15 protein-coding genes are annotated in these 18,254 nt (G+C 55.0%); 7 read left to right on the top strand and 8 right to left on the bottom strand.

The features are described 5' to 3' along the window. Window positions 1–46: 46 nt before the first annotated feature. Genes VQ830_RS06150 through VQ830_RS06175 form a run of 6 tightly spaced genes read right to left on the bottom strand, consistent with a single transcriptional unit; the run spans window position 47 to window position 6,195 of the window. Complete coding sequence (locus VQ830_RS06150) at window positions 47–1,147, bottom strand: pyridoxal-phosphate-dependent aminotransferase family protein (RefSeq protein ID WP_337267204.1); 1,101 nt, start codon at window positions 1,145–1,147, stop codon at window positions 47–49. Next, entirely contained in the window at window positions 1,144–1,941 is a 798-nt protein-coding gene (locus VQ830_RS06155) for an ABC transporter ATP-binding protein (RefSeq protein ID WP_337267205.1), read from the bottom strand. The genes VQ830_RS06150 and VQ830_RS06155 overlap by 4 nt, the downstream gene beginning before the upstream one ends. Next, window positions 1,941–2,732: an ATP-binding cassette domain-containing protein gene (locus VQ830_RS06160; protein ID WP_337267206.1), complete on the bottom strand. Its 792-nt coding sequence runs from the start codon at window positions 2,730–2,732 to the stop codon at window positions 1,941–1,943. Before VQ830_RS06160 ends, VQ830_RS06155 begins: the two co-directional genes overlap by 1 nt. Next, a complete protein-coding gene (locus VQ830_RS06165) occupies window positions 2,729–3,559 on the bottom strand; it encodes an ABC transporter permease (protein WP_337267207.1) in 831 nt (276 codons plus the stop codon). Before VQ830_RS06165 ends, VQ830_RS06160 begins: the two co-directional genes overlap by 4 nt. After that, window positions 3,556–4,545 carry an ABC transporter permease gene (locus tag VQ830_RS06170; protein WP_337267208.1) on the bottom strand — a complete coding sequence of 330 codons (990 nt, stop codon included), beginning with the start codon at window positions 4,543–4,545 and terminating at the stop codon, window positions 3,556–3,558. Before VQ830_RS06170 ends, VQ830_RS06165 begins: the two co-directional genes overlap by 4 nt. A gap of 39 nt (window positions 4,546–4,584) precedes the next feature. Next, complete coding sequence (locus tag VQ830_RS06175) at window positions 4,585–6,195, bottom strand: ABC transporter substrate-binding protein (RefSeq protein ID WP_337267209.1); 1,611 nt, start codon at window positions 6,193–6,195, stop codon at window positions 4,585–4,587. Between the two features lie 532 nt (window positions 6,196–6,727). On the opposite strand from VQ830_RS06175, the gene glgX reads away from it, so the two are divergent. The 7 genes from glgX to VQ830_RS06210 all read left to right on the top strand — a co-directional run bounded on the left by glgX (window position 6,728) and on the right by VQ830_RS06210 (window position 15,535). After that, window positions 6,728–8,884, top strand: a complete 2,157-nt coding sequence (glgX, locus tag VQ830_RS06180) for a glycogen debranching protein GlgX (protein WP_337267210.1) — start codon at window positions 6,728–6,730, stop codon at window positions 8,882–8,884. A 17-nt stretch (window positions 8,885–8,901) separates the two neighbouring features. Next, window positions 8,902–9,933 (top strand): DNA topoisomerase IB, encoded by a 1,032-nt coding sequence (locus tag VQ830_RS06185; protein WP_337267400.1) that lies wholly within the window; start codon window positions 8,902–8,904, stop codon window positions 9,931–9,933. Between the two features lie 225 nt (window positions 9,934–10,158). Then, entirely contained in the window at window positions 10,159–11,316 is a 1,158-nt protein-coding gene (locus tag VQ830_RS06190; protein ID WP_337267211.1) for a Gfo/Idh/MocA family protein, read from the top strand. Between the two features lie 12 nt (window positions 11,317–11,328). Further along, the gene (locus VQ830_RS06195) at window positions 11,329–12,213 is read left to right on the top strand and encodes a carbohydrate ABC transporter permease (RefSeq protein WP_337267212.1); all 885 of its coding nucleotides are present in this window, start codon (window positions 11,329–11,331) and stop codon (window positions 12,211–12,213) included. Further along, window positions 12,210–13,067: a carbohydrate ABC transporter permease gene (locus tag VQ830_RS06200; protein WP_337267213.1), complete on the top strand. Its 858-nt coding sequence runs from the start codon at window positions 12,210–12,212 to the stop codon at window positions 13,065–13,067. The genes VQ830_RS06195 and VQ830_RS06200 overlap by 4 nt, the downstream gene beginning before the upstream one ends. A 42-nt stretch (window positions 13,068–13,109) precedes the next feature. Continuing rightward, on the top strand, window positions 13,110–14,339 hold the full coding sequence (locus VQ830_RS06205) for an ABC transporter substrate-binding protein (protein WP_337267214.1): 1,230 nt from the start codon (window positions 13,110–13,112) through the stop codon (window positions 14,337–14,339). A 62-nt stretch (window positions 14,340–14,401) separates the two neighbouring features. Further along, on the top strand, window positions 14,402–15,535 hold the full coding sequence (locus VQ830_RS06210) for an ABC transporter ATP-binding protein (protein ID WP_337267215.1): 1,134 nt from the start codon (window positions 14,402–14,404) through the stop codon (window positions 15,533–15,535). Window positions 15,536–15,667: 132 nt separating this feature from the next. Here the strand turns inward: VQ830_RS06210 and VQ830_RS06215 are convergent, their stop codons facing one another. Both VQ830_RS06215 and VQ830_RS06220 read right to left on the bottom strand, forming a co-directional pair. After that, on the bottom strand, window positions 15,668–16,777 hold the full coding sequence (locus VQ830_RS06215; RefSeq protein ID WP_337267216.1) for a D-TA family PLP-dependent enzyme: 1,110 nt from the start codon (window positions 16,775–16,777) through the stop codon (window positions 15,668–15,670). Beyond that, on the bottom strand, window positions 16,770–18,245 hold the full coding sequence (locus tag VQ830_RS06220; RefSeq protein WP_337267217.1) for a M81 family metallopeptidase: 1,476 nt from the start codon (window positions 18,243–18,245) through the stop codon (window positions 16,770–16,772). Before VQ830_RS06220 ends, VQ830_RS06215 begins: the two co-directional genes overlap by 8 nt. Window positions 18,246–18,254 lie beyond the last annotated feature (9 nt).

Consider the following 18,254-nt stretch of genomic DNA (forward strand, 5'->3'; position numbering starts at 1 on the left):
GTATGCCATCTTGAGTATCAGTCTCTCCGAACCGGACTTTCCTTTTCTAATGCGGCGGAAGATACGCCTTCGTAACAGCTTCGGTCGCTGCCCCAAGATCGGTATGCCATCCAAGTTTTCGTAAGGCTGCACCGTAGCCGACCACAGTTGCCAGAACCGTCTCGAAGACTGCGCGTGGTCCGGTATGGTTGATCCGAACAATTTTGTTTGCGACGTTTCCGACGCCGGCGCTTAACTCGATTCCGAGGGGCCGCGACGCTTCAATGACATCGACAGGAGAAAGACCGGTAGGAACGGGCGCCGCAGTCACAAGGTTTGAAGCGTTCTGCGCATCGACGAAAGGCAACAGGCCGAGAGCGGACACGCCCGCCCTTGCAGCAATGCCCGCAGTGACGTGCCGGTTGATCAAGCCTTCCAGGCTCTCTTCTTCAATACGGTCAAGGGCTGCTTCCAAAGCGAAGAACTCCAGCGGCGCCGGTGTGCCAGGAAGCATGCCTCGGCCCTTGTCGTACCAATCGAGTTGATCGCGCAGAGACAATACCGAGTCGCGCGGCCCGCCCGCTTCTTCCGCCATCGCACGTGCCGCGGGACTGACCGAAAGCGCCGATACACCGGCGGGACCACCCAAGGCCTTTTGCGGCCCAATCACGGCAACATCGATCCCCATCTCATCCACGGTTAAAGGATGGCCGCCGACCGACGCTACGGCATCGACCACGGTGACAATATCTCTCGATCGGGCTAGCGCAATGATCTCGCGCAGTGGGTTCGAAATACCGCTGGCAGATTCTGCATGCACCATGGACAGAAGCCGAATACGAGGGTCGTGTTTCAGCGCCGCCGAAACAGCTTTTGCTGTAATAGGTTGGCCTCCTTTAGCCGTAAGGTTGATAACCTCAGCACCAGCCCGCGCCAGCCACTCGCCAAACCAAAGACCATAAGGGCTTGTAACGATGTTGAGCGCCACCAGCCCCTCGTGGGCCAGACTGGTCGCGACAGCTTCCAACGCGACGATCGCTTCCGCTTGGATGAGAAGTACGGGATTGGCTGTTCGAAGAATGGCTCCGATCCGCTCGGGAAGCCGACGGTATCGGTCTGATGGAAAAATGGGCACGTTAAGAAGGGGCAAATAGGAGGAGGTTGTCATGAAGGGCTTCCTTCCGTCTTCATGCGAGGTTGAAGCCGTGGCACGGCGGCAACGAGTTTCCGCGCTGCTTCTGACCTTGGACGAAACACCACATCGTCGGCGTCGCCGATCTCGACAATCCGGCCACCGTCCATGACAGCGATACGATGAGAAACAGCCCTGGTGACTGCTAAATCATGCGAAATGAACAGGTAGGCGAGACCCGTTTCCTCCTGAAGAGATACAAGAAGCTCCAGGATAGTTTCTCTGATCGTCGGGTCCAAGGCCGAAACTGCCTCATCCAGAACAAGGAGCGCTGGCTCGCTGGCAAGGGCGCGCGCAATTGCAACGCGCTGCCTTTGCCCCCCTGACAAAGAACGGACAGACCGAATTGCATCATCCGGGGACAGACCCACGCGCTGGAGAAGCTCGGTGGCCTTCCTCAAGCGTTCTTCGCGGGGCACGCGATCGTGGATACGCAGGGGTTCTATGATAGCCTGCGCAGCTGTTGCTGAAGGATGAAAAGCACTAAGCGGGTCTTGAAAAACCATCTGCATCCCGGCGCGTTTTTGACGAAGCTCTCTTCCGCGCAGCGACAGCCAATCCTCCCCCCTGAAAAGAATGCTGCCCTCGTCGGGCTCGACAAGCCTCAGCAGAAGTCTCGATAACGTCGATTTTCCACTGCCTGAAGCGCCGACGATACCCACTGTCTCTCCGGCAGAAAGCGCAAGGCTCACCCGATCCACCGCTTTCACGCTCCGGCTGCCGCCAAAAAAAGATTTGCTGAGATTGTCGATGCGGAGCAGCTCGGCCATTAGCGCCGCCCCCTGATGATGGGTGCCGCTTCAAGATTGCGGTGCGCCTTTACCAGTTTCTCAGTGTACACGTCGCTAGGCTTCGTGATGAGGTCGCTCGCGTCTTGTAGCTCGATCATTTTGCCGTTCTTGAGAACGCAAATGCGATCTGCAAGGCTGGCAGCCAGCGCAATGTCATGGGTCACGAAAACAAGGGTAAGCTCTTCTTCCTTTACCAGCCGATCGATCAGAGAGGTAATCTGGGCCTGTACGACAACGTCGAGCGCGCTGGTAGCTTCATCGGCAATCAAAAGCTTGGGACGCGCCGCTATCGCGGCAGCAATTGCCACACGTTGCTTCTGGCCGCCCGACAGCTGATGCGGAAACGCTCGGCCGATCGTATCGGGCTCCGGCAGCCCAAGCCTTGCAAATAGATCTGCGGCCTGCCGATAGGCCTGTTTCCTTGTGATACCCAAATGGGTCCACATGACGTCGGCCACTTGTTCTGCAATCCTCAAGACAGGATTGAGAACTCCACCTGGGTCCTGAAAGACGAAGCCGATATCCCTGCCGGGCACCGGGGTTGTTTCGCGGCAGGCCCAAAGAATGTCTCCAGATCGCTCGGCATGTTCAGGCAAAAGGTCGGCGATTGCATGGGCAAATGTGCTCTTGCCCGAGCCGCTCTCGCCGATTACCGCAAGACGCTCATTGCGTATGATATCCAGGTTGATGGAGGCCAAAGCCGGCACTGGCTTGTCGGCAGCCCGGTATGTGATGGAGAGGTCACGAATGGAAACGAGGCTTTCCGTCATCGAAAGCGCCTCTCAAAGCCCAGTGCTTTCGCCAATCCCTCACTCAGCAGATGAACGCCGACGACAGTGATGACGAGCGCCATTCCCGGCAGAATCGAAAGGAAAGGCGCGGATCGCAAAACGCTTCGTCCTTCCGCGATCATCGTGCCCCAGGTGGCGAGATTTGGATTACCAAGCCCTAGAAAAGAAAGTGCGGATTCTGTCAGAATGGCGCTGGCGACGACGACTGCTGACAGTGAAAGAACAGGCGACACAGCGCCCGGCAAAATCTGCCGTAGCGCGATTTCGATGGGATGCATGCCGATCACTCGCGCAGCTGCCACATAATCGCTTTCCCGGATGGACAAAACCTGCGCTCGTGCCAACCGCGCAGGGTCCGCCCACGAACCCAAAGCAATCGCAAAAATGATGACAGGAAGCGAGGTGCCGAGGGTGCTGACGAAAGCAAGCGCCAGGAGGAAAGCCGGCACGATTTGAAAGGCATCTGTGATCCGCATCAAAATGTCGTCGATCAGTCCTCCCGCAAATCCTGCCACCAAGCCAATGATCAGTCCCCAGACGACGGCTGCCAGCGCGGCCACCAGGCCAACCGCCAAAGATGTACGTGCGCCATAAAGAAGACCTACGAGGACATCCCTTCCGAGACGGTCTGTCCCGAGGAGATGATGCATAGCGTCGAACGGCGTCAGAAGCGGTCGCCCAACAATCTGCAAGGGATCGCCAGGCGCAACGAGCGGAGCGAAAAGCGCCGCAACAACGAGGAGCAGGATTATAGCAAGACCCGTTACCCCTTCTGGATGTCTCAGCACACGAGCAACGAGCTTCATGATCGGCGCTCCGTCACCCGAATGCGCGGATCGAGGACGGCGTAGGCGAGATCGACCAGAAGATTGACGATGATCACGACAACGGCACTTGTCAGGATAATACCGACCAGCAAGGGAGAATCCCTGCCATTAACGGCTTCCTGAGCCAGCCGCCCGAAACCAGGAATAGCGAATATACTTTCAACGACGACGCTGCCACCGAGCATCGTCGCCGCTTGCAAACCAAACAAGGTCACGACTGGCAGGAGCGAGTTGCGCAGAATATACCGAAACAGAATGCGGCTGCGCGAGAGGCCTTTGGCGCGGGCAGAAACAACGAAGTCAAGCTTGGCGACATCCATCATGCTGGATCGCATGACTCTCAAGAAGAGCGCCATATAGATCAAAGACAGAGTCGCGACCGGCAGCACGAGGTGTAGAGCGACATCTGCGGCGCGCTCAAACCCGGTCTTGCCGGAAGCGATCGTCTCAATTCCTGAAATTGGAAACCAGCGCAGTCGCACGGCAAAGATCAAACTGAGAACCAGCGCAAGCCAGAAACTAGGGATCGCATAGATAATCAAGGACCCAATCGCCAAGACCTTCCCGCGCAGGTCATCAGGCTTAATTCCGGCCAAGATACCAAGAATAGTCCCCATGCCAAAAGACACGCAAAGAGCGCTTCCCATCAAAAGAAGCGTATTGGGCAGCCGCTCTGCAATCAAATCCGCGACGGGACGATTGAAGGCGACAGACCAGCCGAGATCAAGCCGCGCCAGCGAGCCTAGATAGAGTAAGAGCCTTGCAAATAGCGACTGATCAAGACCGTAGCTTGCCCGCAAAGCCTGCCTGAGACCGGCGTCACCGCCGCCAATCGAGCCGAGATAGGCGTCCACCGCATCGCCAGTACTACCCTCAAGCAGAAGAAAGCCGAACAGGATCACGATGAGCAACACCGGGATGCTTGTCAGGAGGCGCCGACGTACAAGTCTAATTGCTCCGATCACCGGTTCACCGAATCATGATCCTCGAAAGAATGGCCACGGTCATGCGCGCAACGCCGTGGTACCCCAGTTCGACACCGCCCAGCGTGGATTGTCCGAGACGTTCAGCACCTTATCGCGAGCAACCGTGATAAATCCCCATTCCGCGACGTTGATGAGCGGAATATCCTTGGTAACGATCTGCTGGAACTGCTTATAAAGCTCGGTCCGCTCCGCCTCGTCTATGGTTTCGGATGCCTTCGATATAAGGTGGTCCAATTCCGAATTTGAGTAGCCGCCCTGGTTAGAGAATGGCACGCCCGATGCGATTCCTGATTGGACCAGGATCGTTGTAGAGATGGCGGGGTCGCCTCGAAAGACCGGAGGACCGACCGCCAAGTCAAAGTCGTGGTCCGTATAGACAGCTTTCAAATGCGCGGCCGAGTCTGCGTTGATAAGAACGGCATCGATACCGATAGCCGCAAGCGCCTGACGAAGATAATCGCCAAACTGTTTGGTTTCGTTGAAGTAAGGTGCCGGTCGAAGCTTCAGCGAAAACCGTTTGCCGTCACCGCCTTTCGCAAATCCTGCCTCATCCAACAAGGCATTCGCCTTGGCAACGTCGAAGTCGTAGCGCGTGACATCGCTGGTGTAGAACTGCGGAGCATTTGCAGGTACTGGGCCGGTCGCCGCCTTCGCATAACCGAGGAAGATGGTATCAACGACGAATTTTTTGTCGATGGCATGGGCAATTGCCTGCCTGACCCTCAGATTTGCCAACTCGGCGCGACGATGGTTTATCTCGACAACAAGTTGATAGGTCAGCGCCTCATAGCCTTTAGAAATAACCTTAATACCGTCGACTTTAGACAGGCGGTCAAGATCAGCGAGGGGCACGGCAGAAAAAGCTGCCAGATCGATTTCCTCAGCCTCAAGCGCAGCGCCGGCGCTATCTCGATCGGGAAGCACGCGAAAGACAATCTCGTCAAGCTTTGGCTCGCCCTTCGCCCAGTAGTTGGCATTTTTTGACAGGAGATAATATTCGCCCGGCTTGTAGTCGCCAAACTTGAAAGGTCCGGTGCCCACGAGCTTAAGATTTGCTGGGTTTGTCGAGATGTCATTACCTTCATAAAGATGCTTCGGCAGCACGCTGGTCACGACCGGAAGAGCATTGCGCACCAACTGAAATGGCGTCGGCTTGGAAAAGCGAAATATCACCGTGTAAGAGTCAGGCGTATCGACTGCTGCCAGGTTCGCGAAAACGGTCCGCCCAAGGTTTTGAAGAGGTTTCCATATATTCATGGCGGAAAAGGCAACGTCGGCTGATGTGAAGGGTTTGCCATCGTGCCATTGAACATTTTGGCGCAAATGAAACGTCGCCGATAATCCGTCCGGTGATCCTTCCCAAGATGTTGCCAACCGGGGCTCCAAACCATCTGGGCCATCAAAAGAGGTTTCCGCCAACGGCTCGACCACCTTACTCGCAACGAAGAAGACGCCGTTCGACGCAACAATACCGGGGTTGAGGTTCTTTGGCTCTGAATCTGCAGCAACGACAAGCCGTCCACCAGATGGGCTATCGTCGGCACGGACCGAGCGCGTGAGCGCGCTTGAGGCAAGAAGTGCCGTTGACGTTTTCAGCAAGACGCGACGCGAGACTGGTGACCTGAACATACCCTCTCCTAAAATAGCTTGTCCGACAGAGCCTTTGAAACAACGCCCTCAGGCAAACTGAAAGCGCGATCATAAAAGGATGCATCGTTCGATCTGCGTTTCGCTTTCGCAACCGAAAGCATCATGCCAGTCCGAAACCCTATTACGCCATCGATCTTCCACTCCACCATCAAATTGTGACAGGAACGATATTCTATCGCGAACCAGGTGTTTGAACTTTTTCCTGCGTAAAAGCTTCCTCGAAGAGAGCAAGCTACCGCCACTCTTTGAAGCGCCGGGCCCTGCCGCGGAACCAAAAAACCGCTGATGCGTTCAGTTAGGCACGTGGGTGTATATCTAAGCGCGTAAAACAGCCGAAATGGAAGAATGTATGGGCTCACCGCGGCAATGTTTTGTTGCTTTGTTGTTGTGCAAAGGCGAGCCGGTATCGTCACTTCCAGACCTTATCGGGCAAGGCTATCCATCCTACCCACCTTCCCTATCGATGCGCCCCATCTCTTTTCCTTGAACTTCATGCCAAGAGGGTGACGACATGAGCTATTCCTTTTCAGAACTCGATTTTATGAAACCTGAACTCGGCGCCGAATACACGGGACAGGGCACGCATTTCGCCGTCTTTTCCGCGCATGCAGAGCAGGTCGATCTTTGCCTTTTTTCGCAAGATGGAAAGCACGAGATAGCGCGCATGGCGCTGCCGAAGCGCGAGGGAGACATCTGGTCTGGCTATATTGAAGGCGTCGGGCCAGGTACAGTCTACGGCTATCGCGCCCATGGTCCCTATGATCCAAAGGCCGGACATCGCTTCAACCCGAACAAGCTGCTCCTGGATCCCTACGCAAAACAAGTAATAGGCGAAATCAAATGGCATGACGCCCTCTACGGTTACCGGATTGGCGAGGACGATCTCTCATTCGATGATCGAGACAGCGCGCCCTACATGGTGAAAGGGGTGGTGCAGGATCCGGACTTCGACTGGGACGGCGATCAGGCTATCCGCAGGCCTTGGCCGGACACGATTATTTACGAAACCCACGTGCGCGGCATGACCATGCTGCATCCGAAAGTGCCGGAACGCCTTCGAGGCACCTTTCTCGGTATGTGCTCCGACCCGATCATCGACCACCTGACGAAGCTTGGAATTTCTGCGGTCGAGCTTCTACCCATCCACTTCTTTCCCAACGACCGATATTTGGAAGAAAAAAATCTGTCCAATTATTGGGGATATCAGACCCTTGGCTTTTTCGCCCCTCAGCCACGCTACATGTCGACGGATCGCATCACTGAAATCAAGACCATGGTGCGACGCTTCCACGCTGCCGGCATCGAAGTCATAATGGACGTGGTATACAACCACACGGCGGAAGGAAATGAGCGAGGACCGACCCTTTCCTTCCGCGGTCTCGACAATGCCAGCTATTACATGCTGTCACCCGACGATCCGCGGCATACCTTTGACACGACCGGCACCGGCAATGCGCTGAACGTCGCCAATCCGATGGTCATGCGTATGGTGCTCGATAGTTTGCGCTACTGGGTCGGCGTTATGCATATCGACGGCTTCCGCTTCGATCTTGCCAGCACGCTCGGGCGCCAGGAACTGGAGTTCGACCGACAGGGGCTGTTTTTTGGAGCGATCCGCCAGGATCCGATCCTTGCTGGCGTGAAGCTCATTGCAGAACCATGGGATGTTGGCGCCGGCGGCTACCAGGTGGGCGGTTTCCCACACCCGTTCCGCGAATGGAACGACAAGTTCCGTGACGATGTCAGATCGTTCTGGAAGGGCGATGCCAGCATGGTTGGAGAACTTGCCCAGCGCATCACAGGGTCCGCCGTACAGTTCAACCACTCTGATCGCGGCGCCACGTCTTCGATCAACCTCCTGTCTGCCCATGACGGCTTCACGTTGATGGATACGGTTTCCTTCAACGACAAACATAACGAGGCGAACGGCGAGGATAATCGAGACGGCCACTCGGATAATCATTCGGATAATATGGGCGCAGAAGGCGCCACCGATGATGCACATATCAACGCCAATCGCGCACGACGCAGACGAAACATGATGGCAACGCTCATGCTTAGCCAAGGCGTTCCGATGATCCTCGGCGGGGATGAATTGGGCAATAGCCAAAATGGCAATAACAATGCCTATTGCCAAGACAATGAAGTTGGTTGGACGAAGTGGGAAGGCCTATCGGATCCATTTTTAAAATTTTGCTCCGACGCGATCGCCTTTCGCCGTGCGCATCCAGAATTGCGCCAGGAACGGTTTCTGACGGGCGAAACAAGCGAGGACGGCCGCATCGAAATTGCTTGGTATAAGCCGGATGCGAATTTTATGGACGATGCGGCCTGGAACGATCCGCATTTGCAGGTGTTAGGCGTCTACATGTCGAAGAGTGCTTTCGGGCCAGACACCGACATGGTGGGTGGATTGTTCATGGTGTTCAACGCGGGCGGAGACTGCAATCTTGTCCTTCCGGAAATCAACGGCGTCAAAGAATGGACGCGCGTTCTGGATACCGGCAACGAAGCCGACCCCTTCGAACACCGGGACGTAGACGCCTCAACAATGGTCTACCGCGAAAGCATCTGCTGTTTCGCCCCGAAGGGTGAAACGGAACCGCCGAAAGAGGCGACGAAGGCAGAGCGCTGGCGCTGGTTCAATTTTGGACGCTGGAGCAAATGAACTTCATAAAGCACGACATGACAGATGAGATCATCGTTTCGCTTGGCCTCGTCTATGTCAGCGATATGGAGCCCGGCATTCGCCGGTTAAAGAAAGGGAAAGGCTTTTCTTACCGTCTGCCAAATGGGCAGACGGTCAGCGACGAAAAGGAACGACGCCGCATAGCAACATTGGGCTTGCCACCGGCCTATGAAAATGTGTGGATCTGTATGGATGCCAACGGGCACCTGCAGGCCACCGGCTTTGATGCACGCGGACGCAAGCAGTATCGTTACCACAAAGACTGGCAATCGTTCAGAAGCGAGCGAAAGTTTGATCAACTGGTTCCCTTCGGACAAGCATTGCCGAAAATTCGCCGGACAGTTTTGCGCGATCTCGACAGCGGCACGGAAGACGTTCACGGCGTCTTGGCTGCCTTAACCACGCTTCTTGACGAGGCCCATTTGAGGGTTGGGAATCAAGCCTATGTCAAGGAAAACGGAACTTATGGGGCAACCACGCTCCTCAAACGTCATATCAAATTGGACGAGGGCCGTATCGAGTTGAAGTTTCGCGCTAAAGGCGGAAAGCGGGTTCAACGAAGCCTGAAACATCCCCGTCTGCAGAAAATTCTTGAAGAAATTGCAGATCTTCCGGGACGCCAGTTGTTCGTCTGGAAGGATGAAACAGGCGCACTGAAGCCGGTCGATTCCGGGCGTTTGAATGCCTATCTTACAGAAATTTCGGGGCTTCCGATCTCGGCAAAAACATTCCGCACTTGGGCAGGATCCGTGGCAGCCTATTCACAAGCCCGCTCTGTTGTCCAATCAGGCGAACGGTTGACGGTAAAGCAAATGGCAGAAGCTTCGGCCGAGGTGCTTCACAACACCCCGGCGATCTCGCGGTCAAGCTACATTCATCCAGCCATCATCGCCCTTGCCGACAAGGAGCGAAATCCCAAACCTGAGGACTTTGAACTGCATGATCAGCCCTTACGGGGATTGCGCGCAGAGGAAAACCGGCTGCTCGATTTTCTGATGAGAGAAGCCTCGGACGTGGTTTCAAAATAGCCCTATGCGAGATCTTCGCGTTTAGGGACGACCGCCGATCGATGGCGATCAAATCCTGCTCGCGGACAGCTTGTGCGCGCAAAATCGGGTACACTCGCGCGAAATAACCCCGGTTAACCATGAAAATTTATTTCATCCAATGAAGTTTGCTGTCGCTCCATATTGACGATGGCCGTTTTTTATCCCAACCTGACGAAAATAAATTACGTGCGGGAACGACATTCTATGAAGGTTGGCATCATCGGCCTCGGCTTTCGCTTAGGTTATTTGACCTATGTTTTCAAAGCTATGGATCCATCTTTTGAAGTAGTCGGTTACGTAGATCCGGCTCCAGCGGGATTACCGGGGCTTCAGGAAAAAAACATCTCCGTTGGCACGTCTTACGAAACGCCGGCTGAGCTAGTTTCAAAGGAAAAGCTCGATCTGCTGATGATCGGCTCGCCAAACCATCTCCATTTGGAGCATATCAGGATCGGACTTGAAGCCGGCCTCAAGGTCTTCTGCGAAAAACCTATCGTCACGACCATTGAAGACAGCATTGAACTTGCAAAATTGATGGCGAAACACGGTCCCGAGCGATTGATGGTGGGGTTGGTGCTGCGCTATTCGCCGCTCTACAAGGATCTTTTGGCGACACAGGCAAAAGGCACGCTCGGCAACATCGTGTCGATTGAAGCGGCCGAACACATCTATCCCTATCATGGTGCATTTTTCATGCGCGATTGGCGTCGCTATGAAAAATATTCGGGCAGCTTCATGCTGGAAAAATGCTGCCATGACCTGGATCTCTACAACGGTGTCGTCGGTGTTCGCCCTGAGCGCGTTGCGAGCTTTGGCGGTCGGCGCACTTTCATCCCCTCAAACGACCCTCGATTACAGGGCGTGAACGACATGACGATGTTCCATTCAAAGCCTTCCGGCTGGATGGGAACAGACAAAGTGTTCGACTCCGACGCGGATATCATCGACTATCAGGTGGCGATCGTCGAATATGCCAATGGTGTCGGGATGACCTTTCACACGAACCTAAACGTGCCGGATCAATTCAGGCGTTTTGCGATCATGGGTTCGCGTGGAACCGCAGAAGGCGACTTCGTTCGCGGTTACATGGATGTGACGGAAGTGCTTTCAAACAATAAAGTCGTCTCGACCAAGTATGAAGCGACAGAGCTGTCGCAGCATTACGGCGCCGATGAGCAAATGGCTGCGGATATCATTGCCCATGTCAAGAACGGTATCGAGCTTCCGGTATCCACGCTGAACGCTTTGGAAGCAGGCATTCTCGCGCTCGCGATGGACGAAGCGCGCAATCGCAAGACAGTTGTGGATCTGAAACCGACATGGGACCGCTTCGATGAAGCGCTCTATGCTAAAGCCGCCTGACGAGGCTGCCATATGACCTCTCAACGCGGTGCATTGATCTTCGCCTGGCTGCTGCTTCTTCCGGCAATCATTTATGTGGCGGCCATTGTCGCCTACCCCCTGGTCGATACGGTGATCCTGTCGTTCACCAATGCGTCGCTGCGACGCACGACCGACTGGGTCGGGTGGACCAATTACGGGAAGATCTTCAACGAGACATTCTTCCAGGTCATAACCCGCACTTTTGTTTGGACCTTTTTCTCTGTCTTCCTGAAGATGGTGATTGGAACCTTTGGGGCAGTTCTCTTGAATGCCGCTGTGCCGGGTCGCGCACTGTTCCGCATTCTTACGATGCCGCCTTGGATTGTCCCTATGGCCATTGGCATCTTCATGTGGGGATGGATGTATAACGGCGAATTCGGCATGATTTCCGGCATGCTTCAACGGTTTGGGATCGTTGATGGACCGGTTGCCTTCCTTGCTTACGGCAACACGGCCTTCTGGGCGACAATCATCACCGACGTTTGGATCGGGGTGCCGATGGTGACGATCTACTTCCTTGCTGCAATCCAGTCGATTCCGAAGGACCTTTATGAAGCTGCCTGGACCGACGGCGCAAGCCGCTTCTACCGCTTCCGCCGCATTACTTTGCCGCTGATGGTTCCGGCGATTATCACGATGTCGATGTTGTCGCTGATCGCGACTTTCAACTCCTTTGACATCATCTGGATCCTCACGCGTGGCGGTCCTAGCGGCGAGACTACGACGATGATCATCGACACCTACAAGACGGCAATCGGCTCCAACAAATATGGCGAGGGTGCAGCGCGCGCCGTGCTGATCTGCATCTTCCTTTCCATCTTCTGCTTGGCCTATTTCCGCGTGACCCGCCGCCTCAATCCGGAGAAGCGCGCATGAAGAACCAGGCGATGATCGACCGCTACAGCTGGTGGGAAACTATCCTCATCTATCTCGGGATAGCTGTCTTCCTGACATTCATTCTATCGCCTTTCGTCGAAGGCTTCTTGGTATCATTGAAGCCCCTCAGCCAGTTGTTCTCCTCGCCATATCGGTTTTGGCCGGAAAATGGTTCGTTCGAAGCCTATAGGACGATGTGGGTTAGAATTCCTGGCTTTGGATGGTACATTTTTAACTCTCTGTTTATTTCAAGCATCGTGACGGTGATCGTCTTGATCCTTGCCGTTCCCGCGTCATACTCGTTTGCACGTTTTGATTTTCGTGGAATGGGACCCTTGCTCGGCGCGTTTCTCGCCGTGAATATGTTCTCTGGGGCGGTCTTGCTGATCCCTCTTTTCCGACTGATGCGCACCCTTGGGTTGCTCAATACCTATTTTGCGATGATCGTTCCAAGCGTCGCTTTCCTGATCCCATCGGCAATCTGGCTACTGCGAACCTATATGATGCGCATCCCGCAGGAACTGAACGAAGCCGCCTACATGGACGGCGCCAGCCAGTTCTACACTCTGCGACGCGTTATTTTGCCGATCGCAATGCCCGGTATTACGGTGGTCGCGATCACCACTTTCATTGGAGCCTATGCTCAACAATTCATCTTCGCGCTGACCTTCAACTCGAAGACCGAATACATGCCCTTGCCGGTCGGTCTCTTCGGCTATTTCGGCAAGCAGGAAGTCATCTGGAACGAACTCATGGCGGCAAGCTTCGTGGGCATCGCCCCTGCGGTCATCGTCATCTTCTTCCTTCAGCGCTATCTCGTCGGCGGGCTTACCGCCGGCGCGGTGAAACAGTAAAAAAACAAGTGAACAGCTAACCAGGAACATGGGAGACACGAAGTGACAATCAGCTTCAAGACCAAGCTCGCCGCCGCGGTGTTGCTCGGTGCGACCGCGCTCGGCGCGGGCTTTGCCCAGGCAGCCGACAAACAGATTTCTTGGATCTACTGCGGCGACAAGATCGATCCCGTCCATGAAAAGTACATCAAGGAATGGGAAAGCAAGAATGCTGGCTGGAAGGTAGCACCGGAAGTCGTCGGTTGGGAACAGTGCCAGGACAAGGCAACCACGCTTGCTGCCTCGGGATCGCCCGCTGCGATGGCTTATGTCGGTTCGCGCACACTCAAGGAGTTTGCCGAGAACGACCTGATCGTTCCCGTTCCGATGACGGATGACGAGAAGAAGGCCTACTATCCGCACATCGTCGACACGGTCACGGTTGACGACCAGCAGTGGGGCGTTCCGATCGCTTTCTCCACGAAGGCTCTTTACTGGAACAAGGACCTCTTCAAGCAGGCAGGTCTTGATCCCGAAAAGCCGCCGAAGACTTGGGAAGAAGAGATCGCATTCGCGAAACAGATCAAGGAAAAGACCGGTATCGCTGGCTACGGCCTTCCGGCGAAAACTTTCGATAATACGATGCATCAGTTCATGCATTGGGTCTACACCAACAATGGCAAGGTCATTGATGGCGACAAAGTTGTCATGGATAGCCCTGAAGTTCTCGCTGCATTGAAGGCCTATAAGGACATCACGCCTTATTCGGTCGAAGGCGCTACCGCCTATGAGCAGAACGAAATCCGCGCGATCTTCTTGGACGGCAAGGTCGGCATGATCCAGAACAGCACGGGCGCTGCTTACCGTCTGCAGAATACAAAAATCAACTGGGGCGTCACGACGCTTCCGCTCGGACCTTCTGCCAAGGGTCCTGGCACGCTGTTGATCACCGACAGCCTTGCCATCTTCAAGGGCTCGGGCGTCGAGGACAAGGCGATCGAATTTGCAAAGTTCATCACCTCTCCTGGCCCGCAGGAAGAGTATGAGCTGACGACCGATTCCGGTCTGACGCCTCTTCGTCCTTCGGCAAAAGTCGATCAACTGGTAAAGGACAAGCCTTACTGGAAACCTTTCATCGATGGCATCTCCTTCGGTGGTCCGGAACCATTGTTCAAGGATTACAAGGGCTTCCAGAACGCTATGATCGAAATGGTTCAGTCCGTCGTTACTGGCAAAGCTGAGCCGGAAGCAGCTCTGAAAAAGGCTTCGGCTGATATCGAGCAGTATAAGTAAAACAAGCTGGGGCTGCGGCAAGGCCGCAGTCCCTCCTATCAGTCGGGTGCCGGAGAGACGCTTTGGGACAACTTTATCTCAACAAGGTTCAGAAGTTCTATGGGGACTTCGAAGTCATCAAGAGCGTGCAGCTTGATGTCAAAGACGGAGAGTTCGTCGTCTTCGTCGGCCCCTCCGGCTGCGGGAAATCGACCCTTTTGCGAATGATCGCCGGTTTGGATGCGACATCAGGTGGCGACATCGTTATTGACGGCATCAGAGTGAATGACCTTCCGCCCGTTAAGCGCGGCATTGCGATGGTGTTCCAATCCTATGCGCTCTACCCGCATATGAGTGTATTCGAGAATATCGCATTTCCACTGCGCGTGGAACGGATGGAAGAGGCGAAGCTTAAAGCGAAGGTCGAGAACGCTGCGAGGATCCTTCATCTCGATCAGCGATTGCAACAAAAGCCCGGTATGCTCTCAGGCGGCCAGCGTCAGCGTGTTGCCATTGGCCGCGCGATCGTGCGTGAGCCAAAGATCTTCTTGTTCGACGAACCGCTTTCAAATCTTGACGCTGCGTTGCGCGCCGATATGCGCATTGAGCTTGCCAAACTGCATCGGCAGTTGAAAGCAACGATGATTTACGTAACACACGATCAGGTTGAAGCCATGACCATGGCAGATCGCATCGTTGTCTTGAACGGCGGCCACATTTCTCAAACGGGCCAGCCGCTCGAACTTTACCACAAACCAGCCAACATCTTTGTGGCTGGCTTCATCGGCAATCCGAAAATGAATTTTCTGCCCGTCACGGTCGTAGAGGCGAGCAGTGCAGGCGTCGAGGTAGATTATAAGGGCACGCACATCACCGTGCCTGTGGAACCCAGGAACATCGAAGCGGGCAGCAAGCTGACGCTTGGTATTAGGCCGGAGCATATCCAGTTCGGCCGCGGTGAACTCACCATTCCGATCAAGCCGACCGTGATCGAACGTCTGGGCGCTCAAACCGTGGCTTATGCGCAGATCGACGGTGAAACGGAAAACTTCTGCGCGCTGCTTCCCGGGGATGCACGCATCAAGGTCGATCAACTCGTAGAAGCCGGCATACAGGCGATAGATTGCCATCTGTTCGACACTGACGGCACGGCGCTTGAACGGCAAATAGACCTCGCCAATATGGGCGCGCCGCCGATCGGTGCGACGGCGGCCTGATTTCCGCTCCACGAGAAAAGGCGTTGCCTTGAACGACATCAGCTTGAAAAGCGATGTCGATTTTCAAGCTGATGTTTCATCAAGAAAGCTTGCGTGGTCTTTGCGTTTTCACGCAGAAGAACAGCATGCTGGTTACCAGACAAGCCCCCGCGCCGCGACTGCTTCCACGCGCGTGACGATGCCACCGCGATGAAAGACCATCGTATCGAAGAGGTTGGATACGACGCAGGTATGATTTGGGACGATCCGGATTTTCTCTCCGATCTGCGGCCTTCGCTCACTGCAGTTCGATAGATCGATTACACCGTGCTCCTCTGAGAGGCCCGTGATCGAAGCGCCGGGATAATCGATCACCTGGCCATAATCGGAGAAACCGAGAAGGTCGGATGTCAGCGCCTTTGAGCCTGCATCGACAACGGCACGATCGGCAGTTGGCCGCGAGACCACCGTTGCCAGGATATACATTGCGCAGTCCTCGTCAGTACAATGTCCGGCGCGAACCATCGATCGATCGTTATAGACATAAGTACCGGCGCGATGCTCGGTCGCTGCAGTCACGAGATGCGCATCAAAAAGACTTGGCGTGCCGCCGTTGCTGACAATGGGACAGGCGATCGAGCGCTCTTCAAGCCCCTCAAGCGCTTCGGTAAGGAAGCTCTGAACTTGCTCTGCCGCGTGAGGCTTTGGATAGGTGAGCAAGCCTCCAAAAGTCAGGCCAGGAGCCTTGCTGATCGCGACGGCTAATTCCACTGCTGCAGCAGGCGTCTGCACGCCGCAGCGGCCGGCTCCGGTATCACATTCGACCAGCACATTGAGAGGCTTGCGGTCAGCGAACCAAGCAGACAGACCGTCGACCGTCACGCTATTATCAGCGACCACTTTCAGAGAAGTGATCTGGTCATTCAGCGCGGAAAGACGTTCGAGTTTCTCATGGCCTAAGATATTAAACGTAATCAGTATGTCATCAAACCCGGCAGCGGCGAAGACCTCTGCCTCGGTGATCTTCTGGCAATTGATCCCCTTAGCGCCCGCATCCCGCTGCTGCGCAGCCACGGCCGGTATCTTATGGGTCTTAATGTGAGGGCGAAAGCTCAAGCCATGCTGATCCATATAGGATTGGACACGCCTTATGTTTGAAGCGAGCCGATCCTCATCGATGACCGGGCGAGGTGTTGAAAGGTCTTCCAGTCTGTCACCCGCGCGAACAATTACGAAAAAAGGATTTTCTGTTGTATCAGGCATTGTTGTGTCCTGTTCCGAGGGGATCGACGACCATTGGCCAAATTGTCTTGGAAGCGCGCTTGTACGGCGTCACAGCCGGGTTATTTGGGTAGGGCGTTCCAGCAGAACAGTAAATGATTTTCGTCGCGATCTTGGAAAAGGATGCGAAGAAATGGTTCGTGGACTTAATGACAAGCACCCGCTTGGATTGCGGATCGATCCCCATGACCGAAAAGAGACTTGGGTCGAAACTCTGCGCCCGAGTTGAATTGAGGATCACATCGATCCCATTAAAGCGAACATAGGCGGCATCGCCAAAGGGTGCGAAACTCTCGCCGAACCGCATTTGCGCGTCTCTCACGAGCTTCACAACGGTCACTGTGGCATCGACTGGAGTGCCTGTTCCCGGCGCAGACTTCGCGCCAAAGCGCAATGGAATAGTGGCGCCCTCGCCTGCTGCCATACAGATCTGAACCGCGATCGGATCCCAGATAGTGCCGAAGGCCACATTGGTGATCTGTTGGCGCATGATTTCCTGAAGCAGCACGGTGCTATCACCAGCCGTGCCGCCGCCTGGATTATCCCAAACGTCGGCGATAACGACGGGTCCTTTTTCCTCTGCCAGCGCCTCTTTGATGGCTTGCCTTTCGTCAATCTGCGGAACCATGAACGTGCCGCGTTTTGCATAAAGCTCTAGGCCCAGACTGCGCGCCAACTCGTCACCCTTGGAGGCCTTGTCGTTGGTGACAACAACCACTTTGGTGCCCATTTCGGGTACATCGCCGGCCATAAAACCGTGAACGACCGAAATCGAAAGAACGTCAGGATCACTCTTCTCTATCTGCATGATCTTGTCGACGAAGCTGCGCATGGGCTCGCGGGAGGTCGGAAAGACGTCGATCATCTGGCAATCAAAGATCGACATCACAGGCTTTGCTTTGCCTTCCAGTCTTGCGACCGCGATTTGCCAGAGATCTTCGGCTCGATCAACAAAATCGGTATGCGGAAATTCCTTGAAATAAACAAAAAAATCGGTGGCGGCGGCACGTCTTTTCGTCAAATGGCTATGCGGATCGAGTTCTGCACAAACGAGAATATCGGGGCCCACGATCTCGCGGACCCGCGAAAGAATATCGCCCTCGGGATCCTCGTAACCTGAAGCAACCATTGCTCCGTGCAACCCGAGGACGACGGCGTCAACTGGAAGAGCCGAGTTCAACTGATCGAGGATCTCGTCGCGAAGGCCCTCATAGGCGGCACGGCTTACGAGACCGGCAGGATCTGCCCAGGCCGCAGTGCCTTCTATCAACTCCCATCCCTTTTGGGCGCAGATGCGTCGCCCGACCGTGAGCGGTGCGGAGCAAAGCGTCGGCGTTTCCGGATGTTGCCCCGGCGGCGCGTAAAGTGACGCCTCAAAGCCACGACGGTCGATGCAGATCGGCGAAAATGTATTGGTTTCTGTCGCCAGGACAGCGGTAAAAACGCGCAAGGCTCGTCC

Source organism: Oryzifoliimicrobium ureilyticum, assembly GCF_037199735.1.
In the GTDB taxonomy this organism is placed as follows: Bacteria; Pseudomonadota; Alphaproteobacteria; order Rhizobiales; family Rhizobiaceae; genus Rhizobium; species Rhizobium ureilyticus.

Bases quoted from the DNA above. Each gene is read 5' to 3' on its own strand.
- VQ830_RS06185 (WP_337267400.1), top strand. From the start codon at position 8,902: ATGACAGATGAGATCATCGTTTCGCTTGGCCTCGTCTATGTCAGCGAT.
- VQ830_RS06150 (WP_337267204.1), bottom strand. From the start codon at position 1,147: ATGACAACCTCCTCCTATTTGCCCCTTCTTAACGTGCCCATTTTTCCA.
- VQ830_RS06165 (WP_337267207.1), bottom strand. From the start codon at position 3,559: ATGAAGCTCGTTGCTCGTGTGCTGAGACATCCAGAAGGGGTAACGGGT.
- VQ830_RS06190 (WP_337267211.1), top strand. From the start codon at position 10,159: ATGAAGGTTGGCATCATCGGCCTCGGCTTTCGCTTAGGTTATTTGACC.
- VQ830_RS06200 (WP_337267213.1), top strand. From the start codon at position 12,210: ATGAAGAACCAGGCGATGATCGACCGCTACAGCTGGTGGGAAACTATC.
- glgX (WP_337267210.1), top strand. From the start codon at position 6,728: ATGAGCTATTCCTTTTCAGAACTCGATTTTATGAAACCTGAACTCGGC.
- VQ830_RS06215 (WP_337267216.1), bottom strand. From the start codon at position 16,777: ATGCCTGATACAACAGAAAATCCTTTTTTCGTAATTGTTCGCGCGGGT.
- VQ830_RS06155 (WP_337267205.1), bottom strand. From the start codon at position 1,941: ATGGCCGAGCTGCTCCGCATCGACAATCTCAGCAAATCTTTTTTTGGC.
- VQ830_RS06175 (WP_337267209.1), bottom strand. From the start codon at position 6,195: ATGTTCAGGTCACCAGTCTCGCGTCGCGTCTTGCTGAAAACGTCAACG.
- VQ830_RS06160 (WP_337267206.1), bottom strand. From the start codon at position 2,732: ATGACGGAAAGCCTCGTTTCCATTCGTGACCTCTCCATCACATACCGG.
- VQ830_RS06195 (WP_337267212.1), top strand. From the start codon at position 11,329: ATGACCTCTCAACGCGGTGCATTGATCTTCGCCTGGCTGCTGCTTCTT.